The following is a 12589-nucleotide window of genomic DNA, read 5'->3' as shown; positions in this document are numbered from 1 at the left end:
ATTCACACCCCTAAACTACCTGTAGGGCAGACCCAATCCAGTAGCACCCCCGAGCTCCGTGTCCGCGGGGCACCCATGAGAGGCAGTGGTGTCCACCATGTCAGACGAACGCACCGAGAAGCGCACCGTTCCCGGCCCGGTGACGATCGTGCGTCACACGCGTAACGGTCCCCTCACGGTGGAGAAGAAACCGTCCTGGCGAGGGTGGATCCACGCGGGTTTCAGCCCGGTGGCCGCGGTGCTGGGTGTGGTGGCCATCGTCGTGGCACCCACGGTGGAGCTGCGTCTCGCATGTCTGGTCTACACCATCACGGCGATCATGCTGTTCGGTACCTCGGCCGTATACCACCGCTTCTACTGGGGCGCGCGCATGAACGCGGTGCTGCGGCGGATGGACCATTCGAACATCGCCCTGATCATCGCCGGGACGTACACGCCCCTGGCCGTGAGTTTCCTCCCGGTGCGGGGCGCCACGATCCTGCTCGGCGTGATCTGGACGATCGGTGCCCTGCTCGTGATCTTCCGTGTCTTCTGGATGAGCGCGCCGCGATGGCTCTACACCCCGCTCTACGTGATCATGGGGTGCCTGGCCCTGCTCTACCTCCCGGCGTTCTTCGCGGTGAACGTCCCCGCGACCGTCCTGCTGATCTGCGGCGGCGTGTTCTACATCGCCGGTGCGGTGTGTTATGCGACCAGGCGCCCCCGGTTGCTCCCGGCGACGTTCAGCTTCCACGAGGTCTTCCACGCGTGCACGATCGGCGGCTTCGTCTGCCACTACATCGCGATCATGTTCGCGATGTTCGCCGCGTGAGCGATGTGTGACGCCCCGGTCAGAGGCCCGACGGCGCTCGGCGTGCGGGGACCGCTCGGCGCGGTGACGTCTGCGTCGTCCACGCGATGCCGACGACGCAGCGCCCCGGTGCGCTCAGCCCCGCTCCGCGCGGATCCGGGTGACGAGTGCGCTCACGTCCGGCATGGAATGGACGGGAAGTTCGCAGCGCCCGTCCCGGCACAACCACACCGTGTAGCCGGGTTCCGATGCCGCAGGAACCCCGTACGGCGCCGCACTCCGGTCCAGGACCAGGACATCCAGCATACGTGCCGCACCGACCGCGTCGAGCGTCTCGCGCCACTGCTCGGCGCTCGCGTCCACGACCTGCAACAGGGCCGGGGGGTGCTCGTCGGCCAGCACGGCCGACACCATGCCCCCGGCCGTCGTGGGGGCCTTGAGGACCACCCCGGTCGCGGGCGCGGTCACGGCGTCGACCACCTCCCGGGCCTGGCGCTCACCGATCGTCGGTTGGGACAGCTCCGTGAGCCACCGGGAGAGCACCGCGGAACTGGATGCGGCGACGTCGTCGAACGGCTCCGCACGGCCCGTGGCCCCGGCCGCCGCGAGGGTGGGATCCACCTCGGCGGACTCGAGCACGGTACTCCCGCGCACAAAACGCTTCACGGCGACCTCGGCGAGCGCGCGGCTGCGCTCGTACCACGCGGTCTCGCCCGTGGCCCGGTACAACGCGAGCAGCCCGGCGCCGAAGCGCGCGTAGTCCTCGAGCTGGCCCTCGTGGGGGTCCACGACGCCGCCGCGTGACGTGCGCGTGATGCGTCCCGTGGCGGAGTCCCGGTGCCGTTCCCACAGGAAACCGGCGGCCGTGGCGGCCAGCTCGATCCACTCGGGATGCCCCAGCAGCACACCCGCGTCCGCGAGTCCCGTGAGCGCCATGCCGTTCCAGGCCGTGACGATCTTGTCATCCAGGTGGGGTGCCGTGCGGGTGACCCGCCGCTGCCACAGCTCCTGCCGCACGGACTCGTCCAGGATCCCCGTGACCGCACCCGCCTCACCCCAGGCCGCCGTGGCCGGCGCGGGGCGACCCCCTGCGGGGCTTCCGGCGTGACCCGAGAACGTGTAGTAGGCGCCCTCACGTTCGGCATGCGGCTCGTCGGACGCGGGATCGCTGTCCGCGTCGAGGGATGCGGCGAACGCGCCCTCGGGGGTGATCATCTCCCGTTCGAGCCACTCGACCAGCAGCTCTGCGGCCCGGCGGTAACGGGCCGCGCGAGTGGCGTCCGTGCCGGTGCGTTCCAGCAGCGCCACGGTGCGCGCCAGCACGCCGAGCAGCTGGGCGTTGTCATAGAGCATCTTCTCGTAGTGGGGCAGGGACCAGTCCGGGGTCACCGAGTACCGGAAGAACCCGCCGCCCACATGGTCCTGCAGCGCCCCCGTGACCATCGCGTCGAGCGTGGCGCACAACAGATCACGTGCGGTGCGCGCGTGCTGCGCCGCGGCGTCGTCGTGGCCGGAAGCAGCGTCCGCGCTCGCCGACGCGGGATCCCCAGCCAGGGCATCGCGGTGCGCAGTGCTCGCAATGCGCGTGAGGGCGTTCAGGGTGGGCGAGGGCGGGAACTTGGCGCCGGTTCCGAAGCCCTCGTGGGCGGCGTCCCGGGCGACCTCGAGGCCGTCGAGCCAGGCTCCCGTGAGTTGTTCCACGGCGTCCTCGGCGGCCTCGCCACCCTCCACGCGCACGACCGACGGACCCGCGTCGGCGAGCATCCGGTCCACGAGTTCGGGGTGGCGGGACAGCGCATCGTAGACCTGTTCGGCCCCGCGCAACACCTCGTCACGGCGCTCGGTCCAGGCATCGGTGACGGCCCGCAGGACCTGCATGAAGGACGGCCGCCCCTGCACGGGACGCGGCGGGTAGTAGGTCCCGGCATGGAACACCCTGCCCTGCGGGGTCAGGAACGCGGTCATGGGCCAGCCGCCCTGACCTGTGAGCAGCTGGGTGGCCGCCATGTAGATCGAGTCCACGTCCGGGCGTTGTTCGCGGTCCACCTTGATCGCCACGAAATGTTCGTTGAGGTAGCGCCCCACCTCCGGGTCCTCGAAGGACTCGTGGGCCATCACATGACACCAGTGGCACGCGGCATAGCCCACGGACAGCAGGACGGGCACCTCCCGCGCGTGGGCCTCCTCGAAGGCCTCGGGGCAGAACTCCCACCAGTCCACGGGGTTCTCCGCATGCTGCAGCAGGTAGGGACTCGTGGAGTGGGCCAGACGATTGGACATACCCCACGGTCTCACACGGGAGCGGGGATGACAGCCCGGGGGCTCACGGCTCGAGGGTCATGAGGCGCGGCTCTGGTCGCGGTTGCCCGCCACCGGGTGGTGCGTCGCTCCCAGGAGCGGGGCGCCCGTCGGAGTCTGGGGCGGGGCGGGGCGCCCGTCGGGTTCAGGCGCAGGACGGGGCGCCTGTGGCAGTCAGTCGCGGGGCGGACCGTCCCGGCGGTCACCCGCGCGAGGCGGGCGGGCGACGTCGCCCTCGCTCGACCCACCGGCGCGGGACGTGCGCGACGGCGACGCCGCGGCATCGTCCGCGTAGCCACCCACGTGATCCTCCGCGGCGCGCTGCTCGGCGTACTGGGCGCGGTAGCGCAGTCGCCGGTTACGGCGGTTGAAGTCCATCACGAGCAGGACCACGGCGGCGGCCAGCAGGAACGTCATGAGGAAGCCCACGAGGCCCGGCGAGACCTGGCTGGGGTCCAACCCCGGGCGCAGGGTGTTCTCCGGACTCGGGGCCGGCGTCGCGGCGGTCAGGACGGTCAGCAGCGTGGGCACGGGAAGGCTCATTTCCGGGGGGTCGAGGCGGCGTCGGTGACGCCCGCGAACAGATCCGTCTCGGGCAGGGAGGTCTCCACGCGGGACTCCGCGAGCGTGTAGTCCTCCCACGGCCACACTTCGGCCTGGGTCTCGGCGGAGACCGCGAAGAACAGGCCCTTGGGGTCCACCTGGGTCCGGTGGCTGCTCAGGGCCGCATCCCGGACGGTGAACTGGTGCGCGCACTCGATCTTGGTGGTGGTCTCGTGGCGCGGCATGGGCGGGCGGTGACCCTCCGGGTCCGACTCCTGGATCGCGGCGATGCGCTGGGCGTACGGGGACTGCAGTCCGCGGGCCTCGAGGGCCTCGTGCAGTGCGATGAACCGCTCCACGTTGAACGCGCGGTCGTAGTACAGCTTGGACGGGGTCCACGGCTCACCCGTTTCGGGGTACGCCTGCGGGTCCCCCGCGCGCTGGTATGCCTCCATGGCCACGTTGTGGGTCTGGATGTGGTCCGGGTGCGGGTAACCGCCGTTCTCGTCGTAGCTCAGGATCACGTGCGGGCGGAACTCACGCACCAGCTGCACCACGGGGGCCGCGGCGCGTTCGAGCGGTTGCAGGGCGAAGCAGCCCCACGGCAGCGGGGGCAACGGGTCCCCCTCGGGCAGACCGGAGTCCGTGAACCCGATCCACCGGTGCTCTACGCCCAGGGCCTTCGCGGCCGCGGCCATCTCGTGACGACGCAGCCCGGGCAGGTCACGCTCGGCCCAGACGTCCCCCTCCATCTCGGCGTTGAGGATCGAGCCGCGCTCGCCACCGGTGCACGTGGCCACCATGACGCGCGCGCCCAGCTGGGCGTAATGTGCCATGGTCGCGGCACCCTTGCTGGACTCGTCGTCCGGGTGGGCGTGGATGGCCAACAATCGAAGCTGTGAATAATCCGTCACCGAACGGATGCCTCCAAGACGTCATCGCGGGAAAAATGCAATCCCCGGTATCTTACGCCGCTCGTGCTGCCGGAGCTGTCGCACCCATCACGGCTGCCGCGCACCGCACGGCGACCGGCCTCCCAGAAACCGCACACGCGCGCTGGGTACAGTGGTCGCCATGAGTTCTGCGACGCCCCGGCCTACCTCCCGGCCGGAGACGGGCGCCACTGCCCCCGGCACCTCCGCGACCCAGCGGGCGCTCGCACAGCGCTACGGGACCGGACACCGCGCCGTCGCCCGCTCCCCCCGCCGCGGGCCCAGCACCCGTGGCTGGATGCTGATCGCGGCCGCGGCCACGCTGGTGGCGGCGCTGTTCGTGGTGTGGATCGTGTGGGGCAACTCCCAGCGGCCCGTGTTCAAGGACGTGAGCTTCCAGATCACGGACTCGGGGCACGTGTACGCGGACTTCGACCTCACCAAGGACCCCGACCAGACCGTCACGTGCGCGGTGGAGGCCCTCAACGAGCAGTATGCCGTGGTGGGTTGGACCGAGGTCACGATCGGCCAATTGCCGGACGACCAACTCAACGGCCGCACGAGCACCCACCGGGTGCCCCTGCGCACCACGAACCTGGCCACGACGGCGGGGGTCGACTCGTGCTGGGAGAGTGCTGGCTGAGCCTCCCGCGGTGGTCGGGTAATTCCTGACTGACCATCCGCGCAGCTTCGGACCGGCCACATCCGTGACGGCAACCATGACGTCGGATTGCACGACCCACCGCACCCCCGCACGCGCTTTGGGCCGCGGGCGCGGACTCCACTAGACTGGACGGAGATCACATCCCCGACCCGGACGCGTTGGGCCACTCGGCTCGCCCCGGGGCGGGGTTTTTCTACACGTGTCCGTCAGGGCGACGGACACCAGAGAACGGAGGCACCGTGGCTACTAATGAGGGAGCCTGGCTCACCCAGGAAGCCTACGACCGGCTCAAGAAGGAGCTTGACCACATCTCCGGGCCGTACCGCCAGGAGATCGTGGACCGGATCGAACAGGCGCGTTCCGAGGGGGACCTCAAGGAGAACGGCGGCTACCACGCTGCACGCGAGGAGCAGGGCAAGAACGAGGGCCGGATCGCCCAGTTGACCCAGCTGCTCGGGAACGCCCAGGTGGGCGAGGCCCCCGCGGACGACGGTGTGATCGAGGCCGGCATGGTCGTGACCGCGGAGATCGCGGGCGACGAGATGACCTTCCTCATGGGTTCCCGCGAGGTCGCCGAGGACCTCACCGGCGGTTCGGACCTCGAGGTCTTCTCCGAGCGCTCTCCCATGGGTGCCGCGATCAACGGCCACAAGGTCGGTGACACCGTGAGCTACAAGGCCCCGAACGGCAAGGACATCACGGTGAAGATCCTGAAGGCCAAGCCCTTCAGCCGCTGATCGACCCCGGTTCATCACGAAGGCCACCTCGCACGTGCGAGGTGGTCTTCGTCGTGCGCGACCCGATGCGGCCCAGGAGTCTTACGCGGCTCGACACGGTCCATGAGTCGCCCGGGTGTGGCCCGTAGGATCGAAGCACGCCCCGTCGAGCCTCGCTAGGAGTTTCCCCCGTGGTCACACACTGGAACCGGACCCCCAACTCGTGGACGGTCCCGCTGATCATCCTCACCGCGCTGCTGGGGATCGCCGCGATCGTCGTGCACTTCCTGGGTCAGGACGACCCCGCACTGAACGCGACCGGCGGCCTGCGCAACATCCTGTGGTTCGCCACCTTCGTGGCCGCGTTCGTCACGTACTTCACGGCCCGGCGCGGACGACGCCGCTGACGCACGCGCACCGCGCGGGTCACCTCCCGCTCAGTGCACCACCACGGGTCGGTAGCCGTGGGACTCCAGGGCGTCGATCACGTGATCGCAGTGCCCGTGGCCCTTGGTCTCCATGTCAATCGTGATGGACACGTCCCCCATGGACAACGAGCCCCCGATCCGGGTGTGATTCACCCCGGTCACATTGGCGTCCATGTCCGCGATGATCTGCGAGATCTGGGCGAGCTCACCGGGGCGGTCCGTGAGCATCATCTTGATGGTCATGTAGCGCCCCGCCGCGGAGAGACCCCGCTGGATCACCTTGAGCATCAGCATGGGATCGATATTGCCGCCCGAGAGCAGCACGACAGTGGTCCCCAGATCCGGGTACTCACGCTTGAGCGCCCCCTCGAGGATCGCCGCCACACCCACGGCACCCGCGGGTTCCACGACCATCTTGTTGCGCTCGAGCATGAAGATCAGCGCCTGGGCGAGCGAGTCCTCGGAGACCGTGACGACGTCGTCCGCGAGGTGGCGGATCACGTTGAACGGCAACTGTCCGGGCCGGCCCACGGCGATGCCGTCCGCGATGGTGGAGACCTTGGACAGCGTGACGATCGCGTCCCCGGCGAGCGAGGGCGGGTAGGCCGCGGCGTTCTCCGCCTGCACCCCGATGACCCGGATGTCCTTGCCCTGCTCCTGTGCCTTGGCCTTCAGCGCCACGGACACTCCCGCGAGCAGCCCTCCCCCGCCCACACCGGCGATGACGGTGTCCACGGTGGGCAGCTGGTCGAGGATCTCGAGACCCAGGGTGCCCTGGCCGGCGATGATGTCCGGGTGGTCGAAGGGGTGGACGAACACCGCGCCGGTCTCGTCTGCGTAGCGCTGGGCCTCTGCGAGCGCCTGGTCCACGTTCGACCCATGCAGCACGACCTCCGCACCGTGGTCCTGGGTGGCCGCGATCTTGGGCAGGGCCGCTCCGCGGGGCATGTAGATCCGCGCCGTGATCCCGAGTTTCGCCGCCGCGAGCGCCACGCCCTGCGCGTGGTTGCCGGCCGACGCCGCCACGACTCCCCGTCGCTTCTCCTCGTCGGAGAGCTGGGCCATGCGCACGTACGCGCCGCGGACCTTGAACGACCCGGCGCGCTGGAGGTTCTCGCACTTGAGGTAGACCTCGGAGCCGAGCATGCGGGACAGCGCCCGGGAGTGCGCGAGCGGCGTCGTCTCGATCACCCCGTCGAGCAGCTGCGCGGCGTGGCGGACGTCGGCCACCGAGACGGGCAAATCAGTGAGGCCCACAGAGAACTTCTTTCGTGGTAGTCGGCCGTTGCGGCTCGTTCGAAACGCGCGAACCCGGGGTGGATCACGACCTCGAGGCTCGGCGCGGACACACAGAACGCGGCGTCCGGGGTGAGGACGCCGCGTTCCATGGTATTACGCCGTGCGGGACTAGACGTTCCGGGAGTCCCCCGAACCCACCTCGTCCGCCTCGATGGACGCGTTGTGCTTGGTTTCCTTCTTGTGCTTCTCCTCGCGCTTCTTCTCCGCGTTCTGGCGCTCACGATGGCGCTTGCCGCGGAAACGCTGCAGCTGGGCCATGACCTGTTCGCGCGTGAGGTCCTGCTTCTTGGCTGCCTTCTTGATCTCCCACGGGTACATGAAGGGCTGCCACGCGATCTCCTCGTCCCGCTCCCAGGCGCGGCTGCCGAGGTAGCGGATGATCGTGTTGAGCATGGCCATCAGGGGCACGGCGAACAGCGCACCGGCGATCCCGAAGAGCACGCTACCGGCGGCCACCGCCAAGAACACGGCCACGGGGTGCAGGGCCACGGCCTTGCCCATCACGAGCGGCTGCAGGACGTTGGACTCGACCTGCTGGACGAGCAGCACCACACCGAGCATGGCGAGCGCGATACCGGGCCCGATCGCCACGAGGGCCACCAGGACGGCCACCGCACCGGTCACCACGGCACCCACGATGGGGATGAAGGACGCCAGGAACACCAACACACCGATCGGCAGCGCCAGCGGCACACCCAGCAGGAACGCACCAAGCCCGATACCCACGGCGTCCACGAACGCCACGAACACCTGGATGCGCACGTACTGCGCGAGCGAGATCCAGCCCTTGCGCCCGGCACCGTTCACGGCGGGGCGGGCGCGGCGGGGGAACAGTTTGACAAGGAACAGCCAAATGTTCTCGCCGTCCATGAGGAAGAACAGCAGGACGAACAGCATGATGATCGTGCCCGTGACGATGTTGGTCGCCGTGGAGCCGAAGGTCATCGCGCCGGAGAGGATGGCGTCCGAGTTGCGCTGCAGCGTGGCCCCGATGTCCGAGAGCCACTGGTTGATGTTGTCCGTGGAGATGTTGAGGGGGCTGTCCTCCAGCATTCCGATCAACTGCTGGAAACCGGCCACCGCGCTGTCGGAGAGCTGTGCGAAACCGGCGATCATCTGCTGACCCGCGAGCACCAACAGGCCCAGAACCCCCAGGATCAGTCCGAGCTCCACGGTGATCGCGGCCAGCGCGGACGGGAAGTGCTTGGAGCGCAGCCAGCGGACGGCCGGCGAGAGCAACCCCGCGAGCAGCGCGGCCAACAGCACCGGGATGAACACGGTGGTCACGTGGCTCAGCAGCCACCCCACCACACCCACACCGGCGATGATGAGCAAGATCCGCCACGACCACGCGGCCGCGATCCGGACCGGGGTCGTGACCATGGTCTGCGCGTCAGGGGCGTTGGGCCCCGTGGAGGGGGGCGACGCGCCGTCGTGCTGGGTGACGAGTTCGGAGGATGTGTCGGACTGGGGACGTTTGACCACGGGGTTCGGGGATGAGCCCGCGTGGGACGTCGTAACACTGGATGGCATGCCCTTATCATGACACCATCGCGCAACGTGCTGATACCGGCGTGCGGGGCCAAGGGTGACAAAATGGGCGTCATGTCCACCACACTGCTGCGCGTCCTGTCCCAACGCCGCCCCGCGAGCGTCCTGACACAGGAGGCCCCGCGGCGTGAGGAGCTCGAGGCCGTCCTGCGGGCCGCCGCCGGCGCCAAGTACGACGAGCGCCCCACGGGTTGGCGCGTGGTCGCGACGAGCGGGCAGGCCGCGTCCCTGCTGGCCGCGGCCATGGCGGGCCTCACGTCCGTCCCCGCCCTCTCGGGCCCCGTCCCCCGGTTGAAGGGTCGCAAGATCCGGGTCCTGGCCGCGTATCGCGGGAGCCTGCAGTGGGCGTCCCGGGGCGGGGTGGCCCTGGCCATCATCTTCCGCCACCACCCGGAACTGCCGCAGTCCAAGAAGGACCAGCGCGGGGACGTGTACGCCGCCCGCGGGATCCTCGAAGCCGCGTTCTACGCGCAGGGATGGGCCACCGTCTGGTCCCATCGCGAGCCCTACGACCGGGACGTGGTGCGCGAGTTCTACGGTCTGGACGAGCACGAGGAGATCCTGGGCTGGCTGTTCGTGGGACGAGCCGCGAGCAATAACATCCCCGCCCGCGCGATCAACCTGCCCCCGCGCGAACTCGAGATCCGCTACATGTGAACGATCCCCACAACGCGAGAAGCGGCGACCCACTGGGCCGCCGCTTCTCATTCCGGCGTACGTCACCGGGCCCTGAGGGCCCCGAGCGACGCGCGGGGATGGGAGTCAGTCGCTCATGGAGCGGATGATCGAGAGCACGCGCAGGATCTCCACGTAGGCCCAGATCAGGGTCACGGTCAGCCCGAACGCCGCGGACCATGCCGCCTTCTTGGGAATACCGCGCTTGACGCCGTCGCTGATGTTCTCGAAGTCGAGCACGAAGCTGTAGACGGCCAGCAGGATGGCGATCGCGCCCACGAACAGACCCAGCGGGATGCCGAAGATCGTGGCGTCGTAGCGCATGTTGTAGCCGCCCAGCAGGCTCGTGCCCAGGTTGACCAGGGCGAACAGTGCGTAGGCCAGCAGTGCGACCATGAAGAACTTGGTCACGCGCGGGGAGGAGCGCAGCACGCCCACCTTGTAGAGCACGAGTACGGAGACGAACACCGCCAGGGTGCCGATCACCGCCTGGACCACGATGCCCGGGTAGGCGCCCTCGAACATGCGGGAGATGCCACCCAGGAACAGGCCCTCGGCGAGCGCGTAGAGCGTGATCAACAGCGGGCTGGGCTCACGCTTGAACGCGTTGACCAGACCCAGCACGAGACCCACGATGGCGCCCGGCAGCGCGAGCACCGGGGCGACCCAACCCACCACGGCCGTGACGATTACGCAACCGAGCACGAGCGAGGTGCGCATGACGACGTCGTCGTAGCTCATGCGTCCGGTGCGGTCCGGACCCGCGGCGGGCGCGTTGTAGAGGTTCTCCAGGTTCTCGGGTGAGTAACGGGGGTCGCGGGAGATATCCGGGGTGGTCGCGGTGCCGTTCTTCTTGTTGAAGTCGCGTAGCAGTGGGTTTCCGCCGGCCATGGGACGTCCTTTCGAGGCGTGGGCGAGCTGTTCTTTCAGCCTAACATTGACGCGTCACAGGAACCTGGGAGTTTGTGCTGAGCGAACAGGGCCCCCGCGGGTGCGGAATCGGTGCCCCCACTGGGACTCGAACCCAGACTGAGCGGATTTTAAGTCCGCTGCCTCTGCCGATTGGGCTATGGGGGCGTGACCGAGCCGGTGAGTCCGCGCGGGTGCGCGGGCCCACCGGCTCGGTGCGATGGAGTGTTACAGGCTCGCCTTCTCGGCCGGGACGTCCGCGCCCGCGGCCTTCTGGAAGGCGCGGCGGGGGTCCCGCAGGTGACGCAGCGGGGTGGTGTCACGGCCGAAGAGCAGGTTCACGCCCCACTCCGTGAACACCCGCACCTTGCGCTCCACCGTGGGGATCGCGTACCCGTGGTAGAGGCGGTGCATGGCCCACGCCGGCAGACCGCCGAGGTCGATGCCGCGGATGGTGGCGGCACCCTTGTACAGACCCAGACCCGCCACGGACCCGAGGTTCTCGTGATAGTAGTCCTCGAGCGGCTCGCCCTTGTGCGCGGCCATGATGTTCTTGGCCATGGTCGCGGCCTGACGCACGGCGTGCTGCGCGTTGGGGACGCAGAACCCGCCGGGGCCGGCGCCCGTGAGATCCGGGACGGCGGCGATGTCACCGGCGGCCCAGGCACCCTCGAAGGGCCCGTCGTCGCCGGTCACGCGCAGGTCCGCGCCCACGCGCACGCGTCCGCGGTCGTCGATGGGCAGGTCGCTGTTCTTGGCGAAGGACGCAGCCTGCACGCCGGCCGTCCAGATCAGGGTGTCCGTGGCCATCTCGCCGGCCGGGGACTTGTCCTGCATGTTGATGAGCTTGACCAGGTCACCGTCCACCTCGGACAGGGACGTGTTCAGCAGCACCTCGATGCCGCGGGCGCGCATCTCGGCCACGACCTTCTCGGCACGATCCTCGGAGACCTCGGGCATGATCCGGCCCATGGCCTCGACCAGCACGAAGCGCAGGTCCGAGACCTTCAGGAGGTCGTTGCGCTGCACGGCCGAACGCGCCATGTCCTCGAGCTCGGCGATGGTCTCGGAACCGGCGTAGCCGCCGCCCACCACGATGAAGGTCAGCGCCTTGCGCTTCTCGTCCTCGTCGTTGGTGAGGGAAGCCACCTCGATGCGCTCGAGCACCCAGTTGCGCACGGACACGGCCTCTTCGATGGTCTTCATGCCGATGGCCTTGTCCGCGAGCCCCGGGATGGGGAACGTGCGGGTGTTGGAACCGCCGGCGAGCACGATCTCGTCGTACGTGAGCTCGAACTCGGGGCCCTCGTCGATGCCGTGGACGGTGACCGTACGGTTGGCATGGTCGATGCTCTCCACGCGGCCGGTGATCAACTCGCAGTCGGCCAGGTGCTGACGGTGCGGGATCACGGCGGAGCGCGCCTCGATGTTGCCGGCCGAGACCTCGGGCAGGAACGGGAGGTAGGTCATGTACGGGTTGGGGTCCACCACCGTGACCACGCCGCCGGACTCCTTAATGCGGGTCTGCAGCTTCTGCGCCAGTGTGAAACCGACGTAACCGCCACCCACGATGAGAAGGCGCGGACGGTCCTTAGCAAGTTGATTGAAAGCCATACCCGAAAGTTTACTCACCGTGGCACGGTTTTGCCGACGCGGTGTCAGCGGTCCGGTGAGCTGATCGTGAAATCAGCGCGAGAGCCTGCGGATGTGCAGGACCGCGGCTACGGTGAGGCCCGCGACGATCACCCCGAAGCTGACGAGGATCACCACGGGTAGCGCGCCGG

Annotated in this window: 12 protein-coding genes and 1 tRNA gene; 5 read left to right on the top strand and 8 right to left on the bottom strand. The window is 69.0% G+C overall.

The genetic code is table 11. The features are described from left to right. Window positions 1–97 precede the first annotated feature (97 nt). Window positions 98–811: a hemolysin III family protein gene (locus tag A5728_RS05990; RefSeq protein ID WP_064846196.1), complete on the top strand. Its 714-nt coding sequence runs from the start codon at window positions 98–100 to the stop codon at window positions 809–811. A gap of 114 nt (window positions 812–925) precedes the next feature. On the opposite strand, the gene A5728_RS05985 is transcribed toward A5728_RS05990, so the two are convergent. The 3 genes from A5728_RS05985 to mca all read right to left on the bottom strand — a co-directional run bounded on the left by A5728_RS05985 (window position 926) and on the right by mca (window position 4545). Then, window positions 926–3070, bottom strand: coding sequence for a thioredoxin domain-containing protein (locus tag A5728_RS05985; RefSeq protein ID WP_064846172.1), 2145 nt, complete (start codon window positions 3068–3070; stop codon window positions 926–928). Between the two features lie 192 nt (window positions 3071–3262). Continuing rightward, a complete protein-coding gene (locus A5728_RS14750; RefSeq protein ID WP_064846171.1) occupies window positions 3263–3631 on the bottom strand; it encodes a hypothetical protein in 369 nt (122 codons plus the stop codon). Continuing rightward, the gene (mca, locus tag A5728_RS05975; protein ID WP_094067098.1) at window positions 3628–4545 is read right to left on the bottom strand and encodes a mycothiol conjugate amidase Mca; all 918 of its coding nucleotides are present in this window, start codon (window positions 4543–4545) and stop codon (window positions 3628–3630) included. Before mca ends, A5728_RS14750 begins: the two co-directional genes overlap by 4 nt. A 160-nt stretch (window positions 4546–4705) precedes the next feature. On the opposite strand from mca, the gene A5728_RS05970 reads away from it, so the two are divergent. The 3 genes from A5728_RS05970 to A5728_RS05960 all read left to right on the top strand — a co-directional run bounded on the left by A5728_RS05970 (window position 4706) and on the right by A5728_RS05960 (window position 6350). Next, the gene (locus A5728_RS05970) at window positions 4706–5206 is read left to right on the top strand and encodes a DUF4307 domain-containing protein (RefSeq protein ID WP_064846195.1); all 501 of its coding nucleotides are present in this window, start codon (window positions 4706–4708) and stop codon (window positions 5204–5206) included. A gap of 260 nt (window positions 5207–5466) precedes the next feature. Further along, window positions 5467–5964: a transcription elongation factor GreA gene (gene greA, locus A5728_RS05965; RefSeq protein ID WP_064846169.1), complete on the top strand. Its 498-nt coding sequence runs from the start codon at window positions 5467–5469 to the stop codon at window positions 5962–5964. 170 nt (window positions 5965–6134) lie between these two features. Further along, a complete protein-coding gene (locus A5728_RS05960; RefSeq protein WP_064846168.1) occupies window positions 6135–6350 on the top strand; it encodes a hypothetical protein in 216 nt (71 codons plus the stop codon). A gap of 30 nt (window positions 6351–6380) precedes the next feature. Here the strand turns inward: A5728_RS05960 and ilvA are convergent, their stop codons facing one another. Together ilvA and A5728_RS05950 are read right to left on the bottom strand one after the other, a co-directional pair. Then, complete coding sequence (ilvA, locus tag A5728_RS05955; RefSeq protein ID WP_064846167.1) at window positions 6381–7628, bottom strand: threonine ammonia-lyase; 1248 nt, start codon at window positions 7626–7628, stop codon at window positions 6381–6383. A gap of 150 nt (window positions 7629–7778) precedes the next feature. Beyond that, window positions 7779–9203 carry an AI-2E family transporter gene (locus A5728_RS05950; protein WP_064846166.1) on the bottom strand — a complete coding sequence of 475 codons (1425 nt, stop codon included), beginning with the start codon at window positions 9201–9203 and terminating at the stop codon, window positions 7779–7781. Between the two features lie 72 nt (window positions 9204–9275). On the opposite strand from A5728_RS05950, the gene A5728_RS05945 reads away from it, so the two are divergent. After that, window positions 9276–9878, top strand: a complete 603-nt coding sequence (locus A5728_RS05945; protein WP_231885537.1) for a hypothetical protein — start codon at window positions 9276–9278, stop codon at window positions 9876–9878. 105 nt (window positions 9879–9983) lie between these two features. Here the strand turns inward: A5728_RS05945 and A5728_RS05940 are convergent, their stop codons facing one another. The 3 genes from A5728_RS05940 to A5728_RS05930 form a co-directional block, all read right to left on the bottom strand. After that, on the bottom strand, window positions 9984–10787 hold the full coding sequence (locus A5728_RS05940; RefSeq protein ID WP_035963708.1) for a Bax inhibitor-1/YccA family protein: 804 nt from the start codon (window positions 10785–10787) through the stop codon (window positions 9984–9986). A gap of 112 nt (window positions 10788–10899) precedes the next feature. After that, window positions 10900–10973: transfer RNA gene (locus tag A5728_RS05935), tRNA-Leu, on the bottom strand. A 60-nt stretch (window positions 10974–11033) separates the two neighbouring features. Then, window positions 11034–12419 (bottom strand): NAD(P)/FAD-dependent oxidoreductase, encoded by a 1386-nt coding sequence (locus A5728_RS05930; protein WP_064846165.1) that lies wholly within the window; start codon window positions 12417–12419, stop codon window positions 11034–11036. Window positions 12420–12589 lie beyond the last annotated feature (170 nt).

This window comes from Kocuria sp. ICS0012, from assembly GCF_001665945.1.
Lineage (GTDB): Bacteria > Actinomycetota > Actinomycetes > Actinomycetales > Micrococcaceae > Kocuria > Kocuria marina.
The sequence above is the reverse complement of the archived record's forward strand: the minus strand, read 5'-3'. Positions and strand labels throughout refer to the sequence as shown.

Excerpts from the sequence above, each read along its gene's own strand:
- A5728_RS05950 (WP_064846166.1), bottom strand. The coding sequence starts at position 9,203 with ATGCCATCCAGTGTTACGACGTCCCACGCGGGCTCATCCCCGAACCCC.
- A5728_RS05940 (WP_035963708.1), bottom strand. The coding sequence starts at position 10,787 with ATGGCCGGCGGAAACCCACTGCTACGCGACTTCAACAAGAAGAACGGC.
- A5728_RS14750 (WP_064846171.1), bottom strand. The coding sequence starts at position 3,631 with ATGAGCCTTCCCGTGCCCACGCTGCTGACCGTCCTGACCGCCGCGACG.
- A5728_RS05985 (WP_064846172.1), bottom strand. The coding sequence starts at position 3,070 with ATGTCCAATCGTCTGGCCCACTCCACGAGTCCCTACCTGCTGCAGCAT.
- A5728_RS05990 (WP_064846196.1), top strand. The coding sequence starts at position 98 with ATGTCAGACGAACGCACCGAGAAGCGCACCGTTCCCGGCCCGGTGACG.
- A5728_RS05970 (WP_064846195.1), top strand. The coding sequence starts at position 4,706 with ATGAGTTCTGCGACGCCCCGGCCTACCTCCCGGCCGGAGACGGGCGCC.
- A5728_RS05945 (WP_231885537.1), top strand. The coding sequence starts at position 9,276 with ATGTCCACCACACTGCTGCGCGTCCTGTCCCAACGCCGCCCCGCGAGC.
- A5728_RS05930 (WP_064846165.1), bottom strand. The coding sequence starts at position 12,419 with ATGGCTTTCAATCAACTTGCTAAGGACCGTCCGCGCCTTCTCATCGTG.